18 protein-coding genes are annotated in these 19,503 nt (G+C 66.5%); 10 read left to right on the top strand and 8 right to left on the bottom strand.

Annotated elements, in window-relative coordinates:
* Positions 1-95: 95 nt before the first annotated feature.
* Positions 96-281 (bottom strand): hypothetical protein, encoded by a 186-nt coding sequence (locus tag ACFVWG_RS12710; protein ID WP_391543370.1) that lies wholly within the window; start codon positions 279-281, stop codon positions 96-98.
* A 196-nt stretch (positions 282-477) separates the two neighbouring features.
* Between ACFVWG_RS12710 and ACFVWG_RS12705 the strand changes: the two genes are divergently transcribed.
* On the top strand, positions 478-2,643 hold the full coding sequence (locus ACFVWG_RS12705; RefSeq protein WP_391543369.1) for a discoidin domain-containing protein: 2,166 nt from the start codon (positions 478-480) through the stop codon (positions 2,641-2,643).
* On the opposite strand, the gene ACFVWG_RS12700 is transcribed toward ACFVWG_RS12705, so the two are convergent.
* A complete protein-coding gene (locus tag ACFVWG_RS12700) occupies positions 2,615-3,532 on the bottom strand; it encodes a helix-turn-helix domain-containing protein (protein ID WP_391543368.1) in 918 nt (305 codons plus the stop codon). The two genes, ACFVWG_RS12705 and ACFVWG_RS12700, sit on opposite strands and share 29 nt — an antisense overlap.
* 65 nt (positions 3,533-3,597) lie before the next feature.
* On the opposite strand from ACFVWG_RS12700, the gene ACFVWG_RS12695 reads away from it, so the two are divergent.
* The 6 genes from ACFVWG_RS12695 (at position 3,598) to ACFVWG_RS12670 (ending at position 9,643) form a co-directional block, all read left to right on the top strand.
* A complete protein-coding gene (locus tag ACFVWG_RS12695) occupies positions 3,598-4,932 on the top strand; it encodes a glycoside hydrolase family 36 protein (protein WP_391543367.1) in 1,335 nt (444 codons plus the stop codon).
* Complete coding sequence (locus ACFVWG_RS12690; RefSeq protein ID WP_391543366.1) at positions 4,925-5,836, top strand: carbohydrate ABC transporter permease; 912 nt, start codon at positions 4,925-4,927, stop codon at positions 5,834-5,836. Before ACFVWG_RS12695 ends, ACFVWG_RS12690 begins: the two co-directional genes overlap by 8 nt.
* Positions 5,837-5,846: 10 nt before the next feature.
* On the top strand, positions 5,847-6,659 hold the full coding sequence (locus ACFVWG_RS12685) for a carbohydrate ABC transporter permease (RefSeq protein WP_391543365.1): 813 nt from the start codon (positions 5,847-5,849) through the stop codon (positions 6,657-6,659).
* 18 nt (positions 6,660-6,677) lie between these two features.
* Positions 6,678-7,955, top strand: coding sequence for an ABC transporter substrate-binding protein (locus ACFVWG_RS12680; RefSeq protein ID WP_391543364.1), 1,278 nt, complete (start codon positions 6,678-6,680; stop codon positions 7,953-7,955).
* Positions 7,952-8,863 (top strand): phytanoyl-CoA dioxygenase family protein, encoded by a 912-nt coding sequence (locus tag ACFVWG_RS12675; protein ID WP_391543363.1) that lies wholly within the window; start codon positions 7,952-7,954, stop codon positions 8,861-8,863. Before ACFVWG_RS12680 ends, ACFVWG_RS12675 begins: the two co-directional genes overlap by 4 nt.
* A gap of 222 nt (positions 8,864-9,085) precedes the next feature.
* Positions 9,086-9,643: an HNH endonuclease family protein gene (locus ACFVWG_RS12670; protein WP_391543362.1), complete on the top strand. Its 558-nt coding sequence runs from the start codon at positions 9,086-9,088 to the stop codon at positions 9,641-9,643.
* Positions 9,644-9,856: 213 nt separating this feature from the next.
* Here ACFVWG_RS12670 and ACFVWG_RS12665 read toward each other — a convergent pair whose 3' ends face one another.
* The 3 genes from ACFVWG_RS12665 to ACFVWG_RS12655 all read right to left on the bottom strand — a co-directional run bounded on the left by ACFVWG_RS12665 (position 9,857) and on the right by ACFVWG_RS12655 (position 11,746).
* On the bottom strand, positions 9,857-10,309 hold the full coding sequence (locus ACFVWG_RS12665) for a hypothetical protein (RefSeq protein WP_391543361.1): 453 nt from the start codon (positions 10,307-10,309) through the stop codon (positions 9,857-9,859).
* Positions 10,310-10,415: 106 nt separating this feature from the next.
* Positions 10,416-11,255, bottom strand: coding sequence for a hypothetical protein (locus tag ACFVWG_RS12660; protein ID WP_391543360.1), 840 nt, complete (start codon positions 11,253-11,255; stop codon positions 10,416-10,418).
* A complete protein-coding gene (locus tag ACFVWG_RS12655; protein WP_391543359.1) occupies positions 11,252-11,746 on the bottom strand; it encodes a SigE family RNA polymerase sigma factor in 495 nt (164 codons plus the stop codon). The genes ACFVWG_RS12660 and ACFVWG_RS12655 overlap by 4 nt, the downstream gene beginning before the upstream one ends.
* Positions 11,747-11,879: 133 nt before the next feature.
* Between ACFVWG_RS12655 and ACFVWG_RS12650 the strand changes: the two genes are divergently transcribed.
* Positions 11,880-12,719, top strand: coding sequence for an MBL fold metallo-hydrolase (locus tag ACFVWG_RS12650; protein ID WP_391543358.1), 840 nt, complete (start codon positions 11,880-11,882; stop codon positions 12,717-12,719).
* Entirely contained in the window at positions 12,716-13,225 is a 510-nt protein-coding gene (locus ACFVWG_RS12645; protein ID WP_391543357.1) for a CGNR zinc finger domain-containing protein, read from the top strand. The genes ACFVWG_RS12650 and ACFVWG_RS12645 overlap by 4 nt, the downstream gene beginning before the upstream one ends.
* Before the next feature lie 88 nt (positions 13,226-13,313).
* Here the strand turns inward: ACFVWG_RS12645 and ACFVWG_RS12640 are convergent, their stop codons facing one another.
* The 3 genes from ACFVWG_RS12640 to mmsA all read right to left on the bottom strand — a co-directional run bounded on the left by ACFVWG_RS12640 (position 13,314) and on the right by mmsA (position 17,342).
* A complete protein-coding gene (locus ACFVWG_RS12640; protein ID WP_391543356.1) occupies positions 13,314-14,414 on the bottom strand; it encodes a substrate-binding domain-containing protein in 1,101 nt (366 codons plus the stop codon).
* Positions 14,415-14,487: 73 nt separating this feature from the next.
* A complete protein-coding gene (gene mmsB / locus ACFVWG_RS12635; protein WP_391543355.1) occupies positions 14,488-15,786 on the bottom strand; it encodes a multiple monosaccharide ABC transporter permease in 1,299 nt (432 codons plus the stop codon).
* Positions 15,786-17,342, bottom strand: coding sequence for a multiple monosaccharide ABC transporter ATP-binding protein (gene mmsA / locus ACFVWG_RS12630; RefSeq protein WP_391543354.1), 1,557 nt, complete (start codon positions 17,340-17,342; stop codon positions 15,786-15,788). The genes mmsB and mmsA overlap by 1 nt, the downstream gene beginning before the upstream one ends.
* Before the next feature lie 120 nt (positions 17,343-17,462).
* Between mmsA and ACFVWG_RS12625 the strand changes: the two genes are divergently transcribed.
* Entirely contained in the window at positions 17,463-18,701 is a 1,239-nt protein-coding gene (locus ACFVWG_RS12625) for an ROK family transcriptional regulator (protein ID WP_391543353.1), read from the top strand.
* The last annotated feature ends 802 nt before the right edge of the window (positions 18,702-19,503 follow it).

Genomic DNA, 19,503 nt, shown 5'->3' with positions numbered 1-19,503 from the left:
ATGCGGGTGCAGAACCCACAAGCTGATGGGGGAACCCATCAGATTGCGGGTGGGTGGGTGGGTGGGTCAGGTCAAGGAACTTCGGACTCGGGTCACTAGAGCTCGCGCGGTGGTTTGGCCTTCGCAGACGAGAGTTCGGCGGCCTGGGGTCGGTCCTGCGTTGTGGTGAGCGGTTTGCGGGGGGTTCCGCGTTCGGCCAGGATGCGGACGGCTACGAAGACGCCGGCGCTGACCAGGGCCAGGGCGGAGATCAGAATCGCGAACAGGACCGGCATACTCATCTGATCGAACATGCGGCTCAGCTCCTTCGGTTGATTGCGACGCTACGCGCGATCGACCTCGAACGGTCTTACACCGCCCTAACGGGCGCTACGCGCGATTCACCAACCTGACCGATGCCCACCGCAGCTGGATCGTGCAGGAAGTCAGCAACCTCGGCGATGTCGGGCGGCTATGGCGCGTCGTTAGGTTGCCACCATGTTCAGACTCAGCGCCGTCATCGCCCTGGCGACCACTCTGCTGACCGCCTCGCTCGCCGTACCGACCCAGGCGGTCGCCGCACCGATCCCGGTGCAGGTACTCAGCCTCACCGACCTGCACGGCTACCTGTCCGAGACCGAGAACCTGACCATCGCCGGCCCGGCGGGTACGCTTCCGGTCGGCGGGGCGGCGTACCTGAAGGCGCACCTCGACAAGCTCCGCGCCGGGAAGCCGAACAGCTTCCTGATCGGGTCCGGTGACCAGTTCAGCGGCTGGCCCGACTACACGCAGGGGTTCGCGAACGAGCCGACCATCGAAGTACTGAACGAGTTCGGACTCGACTTCGACGTGGCCGGCAATCACGAGTTCGACCGCGAGCTGCCGTTCCTGCGGCGGATGATGTCGGGAGCCTGTTACGGCAAGCCGGGGTTCGACACGTGCTTCACCGACTCCCGGGGCCGGCCCTTCCACGGCACCGACTACTCGTACCACGCGGCCAACGTGGTCGCCGCCAAGACGCAGCGGCCGGTACTTCCGCCGTACTGGATCGCGAAGGCGGGGACGGCGCGCATCGGGTTCATCGGACTCGGGTTCCCCGGTACGCCGACCGAGACCTTGTCGATCGCGCAGTCGGGGCTGGAGTTCCAGGGGCTCGTCGACGCGGCGAACCGCGCGGCGGCCGAGCTCAAGGCGCAGGGTGTCAACGCGATCGTGGTCAGCATGCACGAGGGCGGCCAGCAGGGCGGACTGTTCAACGACTGCAAGAACCCGGTCGGCCCGATCTTCGACGCGGCCCGGGCGATGTCTCCCGACATCGACGTGATCCTCGGCGGACACTGGCACACCGCGTTCAACTGCATGATTCCCGACCCGTACGGCGTCCCGCGGCCGGTGCTCGAGGCCTCCAATCACGGACGGGTGCTCGGCGAGGTGAACCTGTCGCTCGATCCCTCGAACGGCGAAGTGATCCGCTCGGCGACGACCGCCGCGAACCACGCGGTCACCAAGGACCTCACGCCCGACCCGGCGGTCCAGAAGATCGTGAAGTACTGGATGGACAAGTGGGCGGTCCGGCAGCGGCAGCCGCTGGCCACGCTCGACCGCGACCTCGACTACGCCAAGACCGCCGAGAGCCGGACCGGCAACCTGGTCGCCGACCTCTATCGATCAGAGGCTGCTCACAAGAAGGACGGCGGCGCGGACTTCGCCCTGGTACCGGCTGACCTGGGTGTCGACGTGATCGCGGCCGGCCTGAAAGCCGGCACGGTCTCCTTCGGCGATGCCTGGCCGGTGGTCGGGATCTCGCCGATCACGACGCTGGCACTCAAGGGAGCGGTCGTGGAGCAGATCCTCGAACAGCAATGGATTCCGCCGGCGTACGGGTGCTCGCGGTTGTCCTCGCTCGCAGTTTCCGATCAGGTCCGTTACACCTACGATCTCGGCAAGCCAGTGGGTGATCGGGTCGATCCGGCGAAGGTGCTGATCCGCGGCAAGCGGCTCGACCTCGGCAAGACCTACCGGGTGGCGACCAGTGCCGCAATGCCGCTGCACGGTGCGGAGTACGGGTATCCGGGGTTCCAGCAGTACACCGACCTGGTCCGGGCGCCGCGGATGGGTCAGGAAGTGTTCCTGAACTACTTGCGGACCCAGGGGTCGATCAAGGCGCCGACACTCGGCCGGGTGACGGCGATCCCGGGCACGCCCGCTCCCGTGGACGGGCCGTTCGGGCCGCTGAATCTCCTGCCCCAGAGGGAGATGAAGGCCACGGCGACCAGCCAGGGATCGGCGACCAACGGTCCCGCGGCGGCGCTCGACGGCAGCTGTACGACGCTCTGGCACTCCAACTGGAGTCCGCACGCCCCACTGCCGCAGTACATCACTCTCGATCTCGGCCAGAGCCGTTCGATCGAGGCACTCGTCTACACCCCACGCCAGGACGCCTCACCAAACGGCCGTATCTTCAAGTACGACATCCAGGTGAGTGCTGACGGCAACAATTTCCAATCGGTAGCCACCGGCAACTGGGATGACACGGTGCAGGCCAAGATCGCCCGCTTCACCGCCGGTACGACGGCCCGCTACGTCCGGCTGATCGGCCTCGAAGGCGGCGCGGACTATGCGTCGGCGACCGAGCTCAATATTGCTCTGGCGCCGGGCTCCTGACCTTGTCGCGGTACTTCGTCGGCGGCAGGCCGAAGCGCTGACCGAACTGCCGGCTGAAGTAGTGCGGTGACTCGAAGCCCACCGCGCGGGCGATCTGCGCGACGGACATGTCGGTTGCCCCGAGCAACTCGGAGGCGCGCTGGAGGCGGAGTCCTACGACGACGTTCATGATCGAGTCGCCCACCTGTTCCTTGAACAGGTGCGCGAGTCTCGAGACGGACACCTGCGCGAGGCCGGCGAGGCTGGTCAGCGTGTAAGGGCGGGCGGGGTCGGAGGTGACCGCGTCCAGCACCAGTTGCACTCGTGAGTCGAGGTGGCGAGTGTCTCTGCGGAGGCTGCTGGTGGCGACCAGCAACACCTCCTCGATGCCATTCATCGTCAACTGGACGGCGAGGTTCTTCTCCAGCAGATGCAGCTCAGTGTCGGCGGTGGGTGACAGGCCGGCGAGCTGGGCGTCGCGATGGAGGCGAGCGAAGGCGGACACCAGGCGGTCGGTCTCCGACGGCCTGGTCAGCCGGACATAGGACAAGCCAGGCATTGCCTGGGGCAACGACCACCAGGCATGCCACTCGCGACGCGGCTGGAAGTGCGCCCACCAGGTCTCCCAGTAGGTGCCGACGGTCCCGTAGTCGTGCTCGGTCCCGGGGCTGACCAGAACGAGGTCGCCGTGGCGGAGCGTCAGCCTGTCGCCGGCGATCTGGAAATGACCGGTGCCGCCGGCGGTGTAGAGCAGGTACCAACTGCCGACGCCATCCGGCCGTACGACGCGATAGTCGCCGCCACTGTGGAAGTGGCCCGTCACCAACTTGCTCGGCGGCGGGATCTCGCTGTAGAGCTCGATCAGCATCTGAGTAGCAAGATCGTGCTCGAACTCAGCAGGCTCTGTCATGGTGCACCCTTCGTGCGGATCTCTAGATTACCCACACAGCAGCAAGATCCTGTACCCCCACCGAAGTGAGGATCCCCGTGGGTTTCGTCCCCGTCACCGAGCTCGCCCACGACGCCACCACCCGTGTCTTCGAACACGGCTGGCAGTCCTGGAGCCCCAGCGGTTGGTATCCGCTGGACGCGCGACCACCGCGCCCGACCGCCCCCAATCATCACGTGATGGCCTACCGCCCCGGCGTCACAGCGCAGGGCTTCCAAGGCGAGGGCCTACTGGCTGTTGCGACCGGCAACGAGGTGACCGTGTTCAGCGCCCTCTCACCGGATCAGGTGCCGTCGATCCGCTGTGAAGTGCGCGGAGACGTCGTTGTGGTGTCCGCCGATGGTGAGGTGCAGGTCAGCTCGGGTGAGTACGCGAATGCGAATCAGGCGTTGGCCGATTGGGCCGACGGATTCGCTCGAGGCTCCGCCGAGCACGCCGTACGGGTGTTCGGGCCGTCGTGGTGCAGTTGGTACGCCTACTGGGGCAAGGTCACCGAGCGCGATGTGATGACCGAGGTCCGGCAGTTCGACGTACAGGATCTCAGCGTCGACCTCGTGCTGCTCGACGAGGGCTACCAGGCGGAGATCGGCGACTGGCTGACGCCACGCGATGACTTCGGCTCGACCGTCCGGCTGGCCGCCGACATCCGCTCCGGCGGCCGACGGGCTGGCATCTGGGTCGCGCCCTTCCTCGTCGGCGCCAAGAGCGAGACCGCCCGCCGGCATCCCGAGTGGCTCGTCCCGGGCATCACCGCCGGTACGAACTGGGGCCAAGAGCAACTAGTGCTCGACGTCACCCACCCGGGCGCGGCCCGTCACCTGCAGGACGTCTTCACCGAACTGTGCCGCCAGGGCTACGACCACTTCAAACTCGACTTCCTGTACGCCGGTGCTATCGAAGGTGATCGCCATGACCAGCTCGACGGCATCGCGGCGTACCGGCACGGCCTGCGGCTCCTCCGAGAAGCGGTCGGCCCCAACCGGATCCTGCACGGCTGCGGCGCCCCAATCCTGCCCAGCCTCGGGCTGGTGGACTGCATGCGGATCTCCCCGGACACCGACCCGCTGGTCGACCCGCCGTCCGGCGACATCTCCCAACCCGGCCAGCGCGGCGCCCGCTCCACCTCGATCGCCCGCGAGTTCCTGCACGGCCGCTGGTGGGCGAACGACTCCGACTGCCTGATCGTGCGACCCGACGTACAGGCTCGCGAGGAGTGGGCCGCGCACATCGAGAACGCGCCCGGGCTGCGGATGTCCAGCGACCCGATCGGCGACCTCGACCGCTGGGGCCTCGCCCGCACCCGGGAGTTGCTCACGCCCAGCTCGCCCCGGCCGCATCCGCTCCGGAATCCCGATGCTTAGGCCCGCGCCCCGGCGCACCCGCCGCGTCCAGCGACGGCAGCAGACCCTGGTCGGCTATGCGCTGCTCGCGCCGAGCATGATCGGCGTCCTCGGCTTCCTGCTCGCGCCGGTACTGATCGTGATCGTGCTCAGCCTCTTCGACTGGAAGTTGCTCTCGACCCCCGAGTTCATCGGCCTCGCCAACTACCGCGAGCTGTTCAACGACACCGATGTCTGGCACTCCTTCCTGGTCACCCTGTACTACGTTCTGATCTGCGTACCCGGCACCACCATCCTGTCGCTGTTGCTGGCGCTGCTGGTGAACCGCAAGCTCCGCGGCATGAAGTACTTCCGCGCGCTTCTGGTGATCCCGTGGATGGCGACCCCGGTCGCGATGGGCCTGGTCTGGACCTGGATCTTCGACCCCGGCCGCGGCGCCCTGAACCAGTTCCTCGACCTCTTCGGCGTCGACGGCCCAGTCTGGCTGTCGTCTCCCCTGCTGGCGATGCCGAGTGTCGCGGCCGTGCACATCTGGCAGTTCGCCGGCTACAACATGCTGTTCTTCCTGGCCGGCTTGCAGAACATCCCGGCATCGTTGCGCGAGGCATCATCCCTGGACGGCGCGTCGCCCGTCGCGCATTTCTTCGCGGTCACCCTGCCGTTGCTCCGGCCAACCATGCTGTTCGTGCTGATCACCAACGTGATCGGCTCCTTCCAGGCCTTCGACACGATCTTCGTGATGACCGAGGGCGGCCCCGGCGACAGCACCGAGGTGGCGACGTACCTGATCTACGACGAGGCGTTCCGCAAGTTCGACTTCGGCTACGCCTCGACGATCTCCGTAGTGCTGTTCGTGGTGATCCTGGTCGTCACGATCTCCCAGTTCGTCTACTTCGAGCGTCGCACGACGTACGACTTCTCCTGAGGTGGTGCCGATGTCGAGATACCGGATCCTTCCGTACGGCGTACTGGTGGCCGGCTGCGTGTTCGCGATCTTCCCCTACTACCTTGCCCTGCTGACCGCATTCAAGGGCCCTGGGCAACTATTCGGTACGGCGCCCTGGGAGCCGGGGCTGCCACCGAGCTCGGCGGCCTTCGACCGACTGTTCGCGTCGGGGTTCGGCGGGTACCTCGTCAACACCGTCGCGGTCACCGTGGGTATCACGATCGGACAGCTGGTGTTCGCCGTACTGGCTGCTTATGCCTTTGCGCGCTTGTCGTTCCCGGGCCGGGACGTCCTGTTCTGGGTCTACCTGTCGACCTTGATGGTGCCGCCGGTGGTGACGATGATCCCGCTCTACCTGATGATGCAGAAGCTCGGGCTGGTCGATACGTGGGCCGGGCTGATGCTGCCGACCATGCTCGGTACGCCGTACGCGATCTTCCTGCTGCGCCAGTTCTTCCGGACCATCCCGGCGGATCTGGAGGACGCCGCCCGGATCGACGGCGCCGGGCGAGTGCGGACGCTGCTGTCGATCGTGCTGCCGCTGTCCAAGCCGATCCTGGTCACCGTCACCACGCTGGCCGTGGTCGCCAACTGGAACAGCTTCCTCTGGCCGCTCATCATCACCAGCAGCGAGGACAAGCGGCTGCTGTCGGTCGGGATCGCCTTGTTCAAGAGCGAGATCGGCGTCGACTACAACGCGGTGATGGCCGGCAGCTTGATCGCGCTGGCGCCGCTGCTGGTGCTGTTCATCTTCTTCCAGCGCTTCATCGTCCGCTCGGTCGCCGTCACCGGGCTCAAGTAGCTACACCGGAGGTTCATCATGTCCCATCCCCTGTCACGACGGACCCTTCTGCTCGGCGCTGCCGGTCTGGCCGGCCTGACCGCCTGCGGCTCGTCCACCGACAAGACAAGCAGCGGTGGCAAGACCGAGCTCGTCTATCGCCTCTGGGACGAGCAGCAGGAGGTCGGCTACAAGGCGGTCTTCGCCGCCTTCACCGCCGAGAACCCGGACATCACCGTCCGGATGGAGGTGTTGCCCTGGGACCAGTACTGGACCAAGCTCACCACCGAACTGGCCAGCGGCAAGGCGCCCGACGTCTTCTGGCTGACGGTCGAGAACTTCCCCGACCTGGCGGACAAGGGCGTGCTCGCACCACTCGACGACGTGATCACCAAGGCCGGGCTCAAGCTCGACTCGTACCACCCGAACGTCGTTCAGTCGTACAAGTTCGAGGACAAGCAGCTCGGCCTGCCGAAGGACCTCGGCGTGGTGGGCCTGCTCTACAACAAGAACCTGGTGGCCAAGGCCGGGATCACCATGCCCGATCAACTCACCTGGGCTCCCGACGGCTCCGGCAACTTCCTGGAGATCGCCCGCAAGCTGACCGTCGGCGACAAACAGTGGGGCTTCTGCTCCTGGAACCACAGCCAGACCCAGTGGCTGAACTGGATCGCATCCAACGGCGGCAAGACGATGGACAAGCCGTACGGCACCTTCGACTTCGCCGGGCCGAAGTCGGTCGAGGCACTGCAATGGGCCCGCGACCTGATCTTCAAGTGGCGGGTCTCCCCTGATGGCACTCGGACCAACCCGCCGACCGGGCAGGCCACTGAGATGTTCTACCGCGGTGAGGTGGCGATGTTCCCGGCGAACAACGCACTGCTGCCGTTCGCGCTGCCCGAGGTGAAGTTCCCGATCGGCGTCACCGCGCTGCCGGCCGGACCATCCGGCCGCGCCGTGGTGATCAACGGGCTGGCCGAGGTGATGTTCGCCAAGACGAAACATCCCGAGGAGGCCGGGAAGCTGATCGCGTTCCTCGGTTCGGAGAAGGCGCAGAAGCTGATGGGCGACGCGGGATACGTGATCCCTGCTCTCAACGACGCGGGCGCGGGCTACGCGGCGTACTGGAAGAAGAAGGGCATCGACGTGCAGCCGTTCCTCGACTCCGCCGCCGGCACCACGGTGAACATGCCGATCGCCGCGGGCTGGACCGCGAAGGTTGCCGAGATCAACAAAGCGATGAACGACGTCTACCTGGACAAGACCGACGTGGCCGGTATCGCCGCCACCCTGGACAAGATCGGGAACCAGAAATGAAAGAGCTGCTCGACTCCACCCCTGTCGCCAACGACGCGTCGGTACTACGGGAGCGCCTGGCCGGCGACGGGTACCTGTTCTTTCGCGGCCTGCTGCCGGCGGCGGTGATCGATGACGTCCGCGGGCAGATCGCCCAGATCCTCGCGGACAGCCACTGGCTGGCTCCCGGTTCCGCGCCCGACGAACTGCTCGCTTCGGGTCGTGCGGTGGAGGAGGGGTCGGCGGGATTCTTCGGCGCCTACACCGCGATCCAGAGCACGGAGGCGTTTCACGCGTTGGCGGTGCGGCCCGAGATGCTGTCTCTGGCGGAACGGCTGCTCGGGGAGCCTGCCTTTGCTCATCCGGCGCACATCTGCCGGATCGCGCCGCCGTCGCCGGGCGCCAATCCGACGCCGATCCATCAGGACTACCGGTTCATCCAGGGGTGCATCGACACGTTGACGACCTGGTTGCCGTTGAGTGACGCTCCCCCGGAGATCGGTGGGCTGCGGGTGTTCGCGGGGTCGCCGCGGCTCGGCGTACTGCCGGTGAAGGCGTCCGACGGACCCGGGATGATGCGGGCCGAGGCCGATGAGGATCACCCCGAGTGGCGGACTACGACGTACCGGCCGGGTGACGTGTTGCTGTTCAGCAGTCTGACCGTCCACGGCGCGATGCCGAACAAGACCAAGCAGCTGCGGCTGTCGGCCGACTTCAGGTACCAGGCGGTGAGCTCGCCGATGGCGGTCGATGCTCTTGGGACAGGCAAGCCGCACTACCACCCGGACGTCCCGGACTTCCCGACCCTGACCCGCGGCTGGACCTCGACGGCGAGCATCGAGGTCCCGGATGGAGTCACCTATGTGGACCGATTCGATCCGCGGCTGGACGACGTACCGACGCCGCCTTCGCGCTTCGCCTACTGCTAGAGCTCTCCCCGGCGATCCGTGGATTCATGATCGGTGTGAGCGGGTACTGTCCGGCCGGTGACTCGCCGCCTGATCGCTGTCGTGTGCTTGGTCCCCGTCGTACTCGCAGGATGCACTTTTCCCTTAGCAGGCGCCGATCCGGGCTCGTCGGCCAGTCCATCGAAGCCAACGCCACCGGTGGTTTCATCGAGCGCTTCGCCGGGGACGGGGAAGGCGATTACGGTGGCACTGAAGCAGGTGCGGGTATTGGGAGTGCGCCCCGAGGTGGCCGGGTATCGACGCGATCAGTTCGGCCCGGCCTGGTCGGACGACCACTCGGGGCTCGGCGGTCACAACGGCTGCGACACCCGCAACGACATCCTCGCAGCGCAACTGCAGGCGTCGAAGTACCGCGGCAAGTCGCGCTGCGTCGTGATCGCCGGCACCCTCCTCGTCGACCCCTACACCGGCAAGCGCCTCGAGTTCCGCAAGGCAACCGCCTCCGCGATCCAGATCGACCACATCTACCCACTCTCGCGAGCCTGGGACATGGGCGCCGCCACCTGGCCAAAACAACGCCGTGTCGACTTCGCCAACGACGAGGCCCTCAACCTCATCGCCGTAGGCGGCTCAGCCAACGCCTCAAAAGGCGACTCCGGCCCCGGCGAGTGGCTCCCCCTCAACCGCACCTACCGCTGCACCTACGCCCTCCGCTACCTCCAAGTCGCCCGCAAATGGTCCCTCCCCATCACCACCGCAGACCGCAACTCCATAAAATCCATCACCCAACTCTGTCCGTAGCCACCGACCCCAGCCACAGACCCGCCGTACCGCTCCTCGGCGCCCGCCCCTCAACGCCCCGGCAATTTGACCGGATATCCCCTCATCTTGCTGGTTCTCTGGCCGAATTTTGAGGGGAGAACCAGCACGTTCAGCGGATATCCCGTGAAATGCCGCCAGGCCGAACGCACTCGGGCACCGGCGTCCTGACCCTCGAATATGACGGCTGAGCGGTCAGGTGAGGGCGGCGAGCAGTACGACGAAAACGCTGGCGGCGAGGATGACGCCCAGCAGGCCGAGGAGGAAGCCGAGACCCTTTCGCTTCACCTTGGTGTGGCCGATGCTGCCGGTGGAGGCGAACTGGTGGTACGGCGACGCGTAGAACACCGGCACGGCCTGGTTGGGCTGCACGGTGAAGTCGAGCGCGGCCTTGCCGAAGTCGCGCATCCACTCGCAGTGGACGTCGATGTGCAGCGGTCCGGCGAAGACGGGGATGTCGTTGCGGCCGTACTTCACCTTCACCGGGTAGCCGTTCAGCTTCACCTTCGGCGGGATCATGCTGCTCGTCATGATGCTGCCCTGGATGGTCAGCTGCAGCATCCCCATCGGAGCCTGCTGCTGGGGCTGGGGCTGGTACTGCTGCGGCTGTTGCGGCTGGAACTGCGGCGGCTGCTGCGGGTAGCTCATGCCGCCCAACGATAGAGCCTCAGCAGCGCACCCCGCGCCCCGCCCAGATCTCAACGTCCGAAAACACGCCGACCACGTGCTGCGGGTCTTCGGACGTTGCGAGATCTCAGGTGCTGATTTTGAACTTCGGGGAGGTGACCAGCTCGGCGAGCTGCTGGGCGGTGAAGACGGGCTGCTTCAGTGGGGGACGCTTCTCGTCGCCGCTCTGCTTGGCCTGGGCGAGGTAGACGACGGTGCCGTCGTCGTGGCGGTAGGCGGCCCACTGGTCGTAGCTGCCCTTCCCCTTGGTGGTCAGTACGCCGACCTTCTTGCCGGCGACGTCCACGATGCTGCACGTACCGGTCCCACCCCAGAACCGCTGTGCCAGTTTGCAGGGGCTCGTCGCCGCCTTCCCGTCAGGGGTAGTCGACTGCACGAACAACTGACCGACCAGGTTGTCCTTTTGCACCGGGATCGTTGCCTGGTACTCCCAGTAGTCCTGCTCCCCGTCACTGGAGGCGTACTGCCCCTGCGGCCACCGCATCGCACGACCGTCCGGGTACGTCAGGTTCGGCGTCGTGAACCCTGCCGGCACCGATGAGCTCAGGTCGTCCATCAACGTGACGGCCTGATCAGCGTGCGGACCCGCGCTCGCCGTACGGTCAACTTGGCCGTCGGGCCACGGGTCACCAGACTTCCGGGTCGTCGGCACCAGCGTGGAGGTCGCACCGGGGCCGCTCACCGGCGGCTCACCCCCCGACTGGCCCACGGCGTAGTTCGCGACCAGCGCCGGACCAACCCCAGCCCCAACCACCAACGTGACAAGGGCTGCGCCGGCCCACACCGTACGACGGCGCTTGCGCGCCCGGCGACCCTGCTCGAGAGCACGCGCGGGATCCATCGACGGCGGCGGGCTGCTGCGCGTCATCACGTCGTGCAGGGCCTCGTTGAAGTCTTCTTCGTTCATCGAACCTTCTCCTCTTCCAGTAGGCCGCGCAGCGTCGCCAGCCCCCGCGCGGCCTGGCTCTTGACAGTTCCTGTCGAGCAATCGAGCAATTCAGCCGTCTGCTCGACTGACTGGTCCTCCCAGTACCGCAGGACCAGTACGGCGCGTTGCCGCGGCGCCACCTTCGCCAGTGCCGCCAGCAACATCAGTCGCTCGTCGGGGAGGCCGCCCGGCGGCGCCGCAGGCTCGGTCGACGGCGACCCGACCGATTCATGCCGGAACCACCCTCGCCGTCGCTCGGACAGGAAGGTCCGGATGAGCGTCTGCCTGGTGTAGCTGTCCATGGCCTCGTGCCGCTGGATCCGCCGCCACGCCAGATAGAGCTTCGTGAACGTCAGCTGGACCAGGTCCTCCGCGCGATGCCAGTCGCCACAGAGCAGGTACGCCGTACCGCGCATGGCGTCCGAACGTGCCGCGAAGTACGCCGCGAACCCGGCGTCCTGATCACTCATCGGTTCTCCCATCCTTGATTCCGGGTTAGACACGCCTCCGGGCCCGAAGTTGGTTGCATCACCGATCTGATCCTGGCATTGAAAGAGGTAAAGTGCTTATACTTCTTTCATCGTCCCATCAGAGGAGCCTGTGATGAGCCTGTCCTACGAAGTCCACGTCAGCCCGAGCGCACTCCGCGCCGGTGAGCAACGGATGCCGAACGGCGACCGGCTGTACTGGAACCCGATCTCCACCACCTTGGTGTACGGCGAGCGCGAAGCGGTGCTGGTGGATCCACCGTTCCTCACCGAGCAGATCCAGCAGGTCGGCGACTGGGTCGAGCGGTCCGGCAAGGAACTGATCGCGATCTACGCGACCCACGGCCACGGCGACCACTGGTTCGGAGCGGGTGAGCTGGTCAAGCGATTCCCCGGCGCCAAGGTCTACGCCACCCCCGGCACGATCGAGATCATGCACCAGCAGGCCACGATCGGCCGCGAACGTCTCTGGGATGTGATCTTCCCCGGCCAGATCCCAGCGACCCCGGTGCTCGCCGAGCCGCTCCCCGCCGAAGGGATCACGCTGGAAGGCGAGCTGTTGCAGGCGATCGAGACCGGGCATACCGACACCGATCAGACGACAGTCCTGCACGTACCGTCGATCGGGCTGGTCATCGCCGGAGACGTTGCCTACAACGGCATTCACCAGTACATCGCCGAAGGCGCGGACGGTGGATTCGAGGCCTGGGTCGACGCCCTCGACCGGGTCGCCGCCCTCAAACCGAAAGCAGTTGTCGCAGGCCACAAGAACGTCGACCTGCCGGACGATCCGGCCGTCCTGGAAACGACCAGGCAGTATCTTCAGGACGTGATCAAGTTCCGCGCCGAGGCCCCGACCGCCCAGAACTTCTACGACCGGATGATCGAGCGGCACCCGGACCGCCGCAACCCCAGCCCACTCTGGTACGGCGCTCTGGCGTTGTTCGCCCAATGAACTCCAGCAGTCGCTACGCCCTCGACGCCGCACCGGACCCCTTGCATCCGGCTCAGGAGCTGATCAACACCATCGGCATCGGGAGGCACGAAGACCTGCTCGGCGACCTCACGGCCGCCGAGCAGTGGGCCACGACCGCCCTGACCGAGGCCGATCTCGACCTGCTGCGCGCGTTCCGCACGGACCTTCAGGCATTGGTGTCGCAGTCCGGTGAGCCAACGCGCGACTGGACCAGCGAAGTCACCTTGACGCTCGGCCCGGCCGTCGTCCTGGAAACCCCCGGCGACGGTGCCCAGCCGATCATCGCGAAGACACTCGCCGGCATCTTCGAAGCGCAACTGCTCGACACCTGGCGCCGCCTCAAGACCTGCCGCAACCCAGCCTGCGGAGCCGCCTTCTACGACCGCTCGAGGCCCAACTCCCGCGTCTGGCACTCCCTCACCATGTGCGGCAACCCCGCCAACCTCCGAGCCCACCGCGCCCGCAGCCGCGGCACCTCGGGGTGAACGCGGACGTGGCCGCCGCAACCCTCGGATCGAGGTGTTGCGACGGCCACGAGATCAGCACGGGCGCCTCAGCGGCGCCGCACCGGTGTTACTTGGTGAGGGGCGCGAGCTTCGGGTCGTTCGCGTAGGCCTCGGCTGCGTTCGCCTTGGTCACGATGACCGGGGGCAGCAGGAAGGACGGGACAACCTTGACACCGTTGTTGTAGGTCTTGGTGTCGTTGACCTGCGGGGTACCGCCGGTCTGCAGGGCCTTGACCATGTTGATGGTCTCGGTCACCAGCTTGCGGGTGTCCTTGTTGATGGTGGAGTACTGCTGGCCGGCCATGATCGACTTGACCGACTCGACCTCGGAGTCCTGACCGGTGACGATCGGGGTCGGCTTGCCGGCGCCCTTGACCGAGGTCAGGATGGCGCGGGCCAGGGTGTCGTTCGGGGACAGGACACCGTCGAGGGTCTTGCCGCTGGTGTAGGTCGAGGTCAGCAGCGAGTCCATCCGCTGCTGGGCGCCTTCGGCCTTCCAGCCCTGGATGGCGGTCTGCTTGATGTCCTTCTGGCCGGAGCCGACGACAACCTCGCCCTTGTCGATCAGCGGCTTCAGGACATCCATCGCACCGTTGAAGAAGACCGCGGAGTTGTTGTCGTCCGGCGAGCCGGAGAACAGCTCGATGGTCCACGGGCCGTTCGGCTTCTTGGCCTTCATGCCGTCGAGCAGGGCCTGGCCCTGCAGCTGGCCGACCTTGAAGTTGTCGAACGCGATGTAGTAGTCGAGGTCCGGGGTGTTGGTGATCAGCCGGTCATAGGCGATGACCGTGACGCCGGCCTCCTTGGCCTGCTTCACCTGGGTCGACAGCTGCGCCGCGTCGGTCGCGCCGATCACGATGACCTTCGCGCCCTTGGTGACCATGGTCGAGATCTGGCCCTGCTGGTCGGCGACGGTCGTCGACGCACCGGCGTACTGGACGTCGGACTTGAAGCCCGCGTCCTTGAGTCCGTTGGTGAACAGGTCACCGGCCAGGACCCAGTTCTCCGAGGTCTTCGACGGCAGTGCGACGCCGATCAGGGAGTCGGCCGCGAAGCCCTTGGCCGGCGCGGCGCCGGTGTCTTCGCCTTCGCGGTTGTTGCCACAGGCGCTGAGCGCGAGTACGGCGACGGCACCGACCGCGACCGCCTTGGTGAGGAGCTTGTACATCGTGGATACCTTTCGTGGGCTCCCGCCGCACCTGGTCGGCGGGAGTGTCCGCTTTCGCGGGCGTTTGGATAACTCAGCGGGCTGCGGGCGTCTTGTCGGTCGGTCGCTGTACGTCGGTGGGCGCAGCCGCAACGGGCGCCGCCTCACGCCGGAACGGGCGGGTGAGCGAGTCGACGATCGAGAACCGTCCCTGACTCTTGTTGTAGACATCGATCGCGACGGCGAGCAGCAGTACCAGGCCCTTGATCATCTGGACCAGGTCGACGCCGACGCCCATGAGCTGCAGGCCGTTGTTGAGCAGCGCCATCACCAGACCACCGACGATCGAGCCGCTGACCGTGCCCAGACCACCCGAGACCGCCGCGCCACCGATGAAGACGGCGGCGATCGCGTCGAGCTCCCAGCTCAGGCCGTCCTGCGGGCCGGAGGCCGCGGACCGCGCGACGAAGATCATGCCGGCCAGGGCGGCGAGGATGCCCATGTTGGTCATCACGAAGAAGTTGACCCGCTGCAGCTTCACACCGGACAGCTCGGCGGCGCGGGCGTTGCCGCCAACCGCGTAGATCCGCCGGCCGGAGACGGTGTTGCGGGTGTAGAACGAGTAGACCAGCACCAGACCGATCAGGATGATGCCCGAGACCGGCAGGCTGGTGCCGACCCGGCCACCGGCGAACCGCAGCGTGGCGAAGACGATGACGCCCACCATCACGACGAGCCGGACACCGGAGATCCATACCGGAGCGGGCTCGGCGCCCATCTCCTGCCGAGTACGGCGGGAGCGCCACTCACGCCAGGCCACCGCGAGACACCCGATCAGGCCGAGCAGCAGCGTCAGGTTGTTGTAACCAGTGCTGGGCCCGACCTCGGGCAGATAGCCCGCGCCGATGGTGCGGAAGCCCTCGGGAACCGGAACCGTGTCAGCGTTGCCGATGAACTGGTTGCCACCGCGGAACAGCAGCATGCCGGCCAGGGTCACGATGAACGCCGGTACGCCGATGTAGGCGACCCAGAAGCCTTGCCAGGCACCGATGAGCGCGCCGACCACCAGGCCCAGCACGATCCCGAGCGGCCACGGGATACCGAAGTGCGCGATCGACTTGGCGACCACGATCCCGGTGAACGCGGCCACCGACCCGACCGACAGGTCGATGTGTCCGGCAACGATCACCATCAGCATCCCGATCGCGAGGATCAGGATGTAGGAGTACTGGCTGACGACCGCGATCAGGTTGCCCGACGTCAGCGTGAGGCCGTCGGTCAGCACCTCGAACAGCAGGACGATCGCCACCAGGGTGAAGATCATGCCGAACTGGCGGCCGACAGTGGTCGTTCCTCCGAAGAGGTTCTTCTTGAGGTCTTGGAATCCGCTCATCACACCGGCATCTTCTTCGTAGTGGTCATCTGCTTCATCAGGCGTTCGGGGTCGGCGTCCGCGCGCACGACCTCACCGGTGATTGTGCCCTCGAACACGGTGTAGATCCGGTCGCACAGGCCGATCAGCTCCGGCAGTTCCGAGGAGATCACCACGACGCCCTTGCCCTGTTCGGCGAGTTTGTGAATGATCCCGTAGATCTCGAACTTGGCGCCGACGTCGATCCCGCGGGTCGGCTCGTCGAGGATCAGCAGGTCCGGGTCGCTGAACATCCACTTGGCCAGCACGACCTTCTGCTGATTGCCGCCGGACAGCTTGGCGACGCCCTCGTCGACCGACGGCGTCTTGATCCGGAGCTCCTGGCGGTACTCCTCGGCGGCCTGGTGCTCGGCCACCTCGTCGATGACCCCGTGATGCGCGACCTTGGCCGGCTTGGCCGCCACGATCGAGGTCTTGATGTCGTCGAGGAGGTTGAGACCGATCGCCTTGCGGTCCTCGCTGACGTAGGCCAGGCCGTTCTCGATGGCCTCCGACACCGTCCGCAGCTGGATCTCGCGGCCGTCCTTGAAGACCTGGCCGCCCAGCCAGGTGCCGTAGGAGCGGCCGAACAGGCTCATCGCGAGCTCGGTCCGCCCGGCGCCCATCAGGCCGGCGAACCCGACCACCTCACCTCGCCGTACGGAGAAGTTGGCGTGCTTGGTCACCAGCCGGTCGGTCGCGATCGGGTGCCGCACGGTCCAGTCGCGGACCTCGAAGAAGACCTCGCCGATGTTCGGCGTGTAGTCGGGGAAGCGGCTGCTCATGTCGCGGCCGACCATGCCGCGCACGATCCGGTCCTCGTTCACGCCGTCGGCCTTGACGTCGAGAGTCTCGATCGTCTTGCCGTCGCGCAGGATCGTGATCGAGTCGGCGACCGCCTCGATCTCGTTCAGCTTGTGCGAAATGATGATCGAGGTGATGCCCTGGGTCTTGAACTCGCGCAGCAGATCGAGCAACTGCTGGGAGTCGGACTCGTTGAGCGCGGCGGTCGGCTCGTCGAGGATCAGCAGCTTGACGTCCTTCGCGAACGCCTTGGCGATCTCGATCAGCTGCTGCTTGCCGACGCCGATGTCCTTGATGAGCGTGTCGGGGTCCTCCTTGAGGCCCACCAGCTTCATCAGTTCCAGCGCCCGGCGCTGCGCGGTCTTCCAGTCGATGGCCAGACCTGTGCGCGGCTCGTTGCCGAGGAAGATGTTCTCGGTGATCGACATCCCAGGGATCAGCGCGAGCTCCTGGTGGATGATCACGATGCCCGCGTGCTCGCTGGCGCGGATGTCGGCGAAGCGCGCCTCGGCACCTCGGTAACGGATCTCACCGCTGTAGTCACCGTACGGATACACGCCGCTGAGCACCTTCATCAGCGTCGATTTCCCGGCGCCGTTCTCCCCGCAAATCGCATGGATCTCGCCCTCGTGCACCACCAGGTTGACGTCGGCGAGAGCCTTCACACCAGGAAAGGTCTTGGTGATTGAGCGCATTTCGAGCAGAACCGGAGCTTCCCGGTCTGGCATTGGCATCACTGATCCCCGCAAGTCCTGTCGATCACTGCCTGTGAGCTGGACTGTAAATCCAATTGATTTACTTAGTCAACGGTCTGAGGGAGACTGGCGTCGATCAGTGATCTGGAGGGTCAACGGGTGCGTCAAGCAGGCACGAATCTCCCCAAAGTCGGGCGCTACAACCAGGCCGTGGTACTGGAGCGGATCCAGCGTGCCGACGGCGTCACCCGGCAGGAGATCGCGCAGCACACCGGCCTTACCCCGCAAGCGGTTTCCGGGATCGTCCGGCGGCTGATCGACGACGGCATCGTCCGCGAGGACGGCGCCAGCCGGGAGTACAGCTCGGGCAAACCCCGGACCATTCTGCGGATCAACGCCGACGCGGGCCGGGCCATCGGCCTGCACTTCGATCCGGCCGAGCTCACCTGCGTCGTCGTCGATCTGCTCGGTCAGCCGCTGGTCACTCAGCGTATGCAGATTCCGCCAGCCGCAGACCCGACCGACGTCATCGCGTCGATGGCGAGCCTGGTCGAGGACGTCCTCCGGGCCGCCGAGGTCTCCCCCGACCTCATCCTCGGCCTCGGCCTGGCGAGCCCTGGGCCGCTCGACCAGAAAGAGGGCATCGTGGTCTCCCCGGCCCAGCTCTCGCACTGGGGCCGGGTCCCGATCACCCGGCTGCTGAGCGAGGCCACCGGCCTGCCGGTGACGCTGGACAACGACGCGTCGGCCGCCGCGGTCGGCGAGCGCTGGGCCGGATCCGGGCGCGGGGTCGCGAACTTCGCCTACTTCTTCTTCGGTACCGGCATCGGCGGTGGCCTGATCCTCAACCAGCAGGTCTACCGCGGCGGCTCCGGCAACGCCGCTGAGTTCGGCCACATGTCCGTCGTCCAGGACGGGCTTCCCTGCTCCTGCGGCAACCGGGGCTGCCTGGAGACCGTTGCCCGCCCGGCCGCCATCGTCTCCGAAACCCACCGCAGACTGACGGCAGGCAGCGCGAGCTCACTGGACCGACGGTTCCGCGCGGTCCCTGAGTCGGTCAACCTGCAGGCGATCGACGCTGCCGCGTCAGCCGGCGACCCACTGGCCGCCAGCGTGCTGGCCCAAGCCGCCGACTACGTCGCGACCGCGGTCGTCAACGTCGTCAACGTCACCGACGTCGATCTCGTCATCCTCGGCGGCCCCAGCATCCGCGAACTCGGCCAGCGCTACACCGACGCCGCCGCCCGCGCAGTCGCCAACCGAGTGATGTCCAGAACCATCCGTGAGGTCGAGGTAGTCCTCTCACCCCTAGGCGCCGACGCCGCCGCCGTCGGCGGCGCAGCCCTCGTCCTGCACCGCGCCTACTCCCCCCAACTGTCCGCCCTACTCTCCGACTAGCAGCAACTACTCCTTCACTAAAACACCGTTTCAGACACCGGTACGACGTTTTAGTCGTGGTGGGGTACAGAAAAGCGGACGCCCGCCCCGGAGTGGCCGGCGCGTGATGGAGCAGCGCGGCGGCCAGATCGTGAAGCCGCCGGTACCGCCGATGTTGTGCAGCTGGGAGATCGCCGCCAACCTCCGACTTGTCGAGAGGACTCTCGCGTCGCATGTGTGGGCGGCTCGCGCCTTCCCACCGGAGGTGCGCACCCCCAGCGGGGACCTTGAACAAGTTATCCCGTGTTCACGCCCCCCATTTCCTGTCCACACCCCGGCAGTTGCCCGCAGACCGCCCCTCCGACCTTGAGCACGGCTCAACCACTTCGGCGAGCATCACGTGGTCGACCGGTGCCCAAAGTGAGCCGACCCACCCGACCTTGAGCACGGCTCAACCACTTCGGCGAGCATCACGTGGTTGACCGGTGCCCAAAGTGAGCCGGCCAACCGACCTTGAGCACCGCCCAGTCATTTGCCCGCCCCGAAAGTGGTTGACCGGTGCCCAAGGTGGGTCGACCGTCCGACCTTGAGCACCGCACAGCCATTTGCCCGCCCCGAAAGTGGTTGACCGGTGCCCAAGGTGGGTCGACCGTCCGACCTTGAGCACGGTTCGACCGTTTCGGCGGGCGTCACGTGGTTGATCGGTGCTCAAGGTGAGGCGTCGCCGCGACGGGCTTGTCCGGAAGAGGCGGACGCGAAAGCGAGTGGAAGTTGGGCTTGGGGGCACCGGGGGCTTACGTGGTCCTGAAGCCTCGCGAGGGTG

The sequence above is a fragment of the Kribbella sp. NPDC058245 genome, from assembly GCF_042882005.1.
In the GTDB taxonomy this organism is placed as follows: domain Bacteria; phylum Actinomycetota; class Actinomycetes; order Propionibacteriales; family Kribbellaceae; genus Kribbella.
The sequence above is the reverse complement of the archived record's forward strand: the minus strand, read 5'-3'. Positions and strand labels throughout refer to the sequence as shown.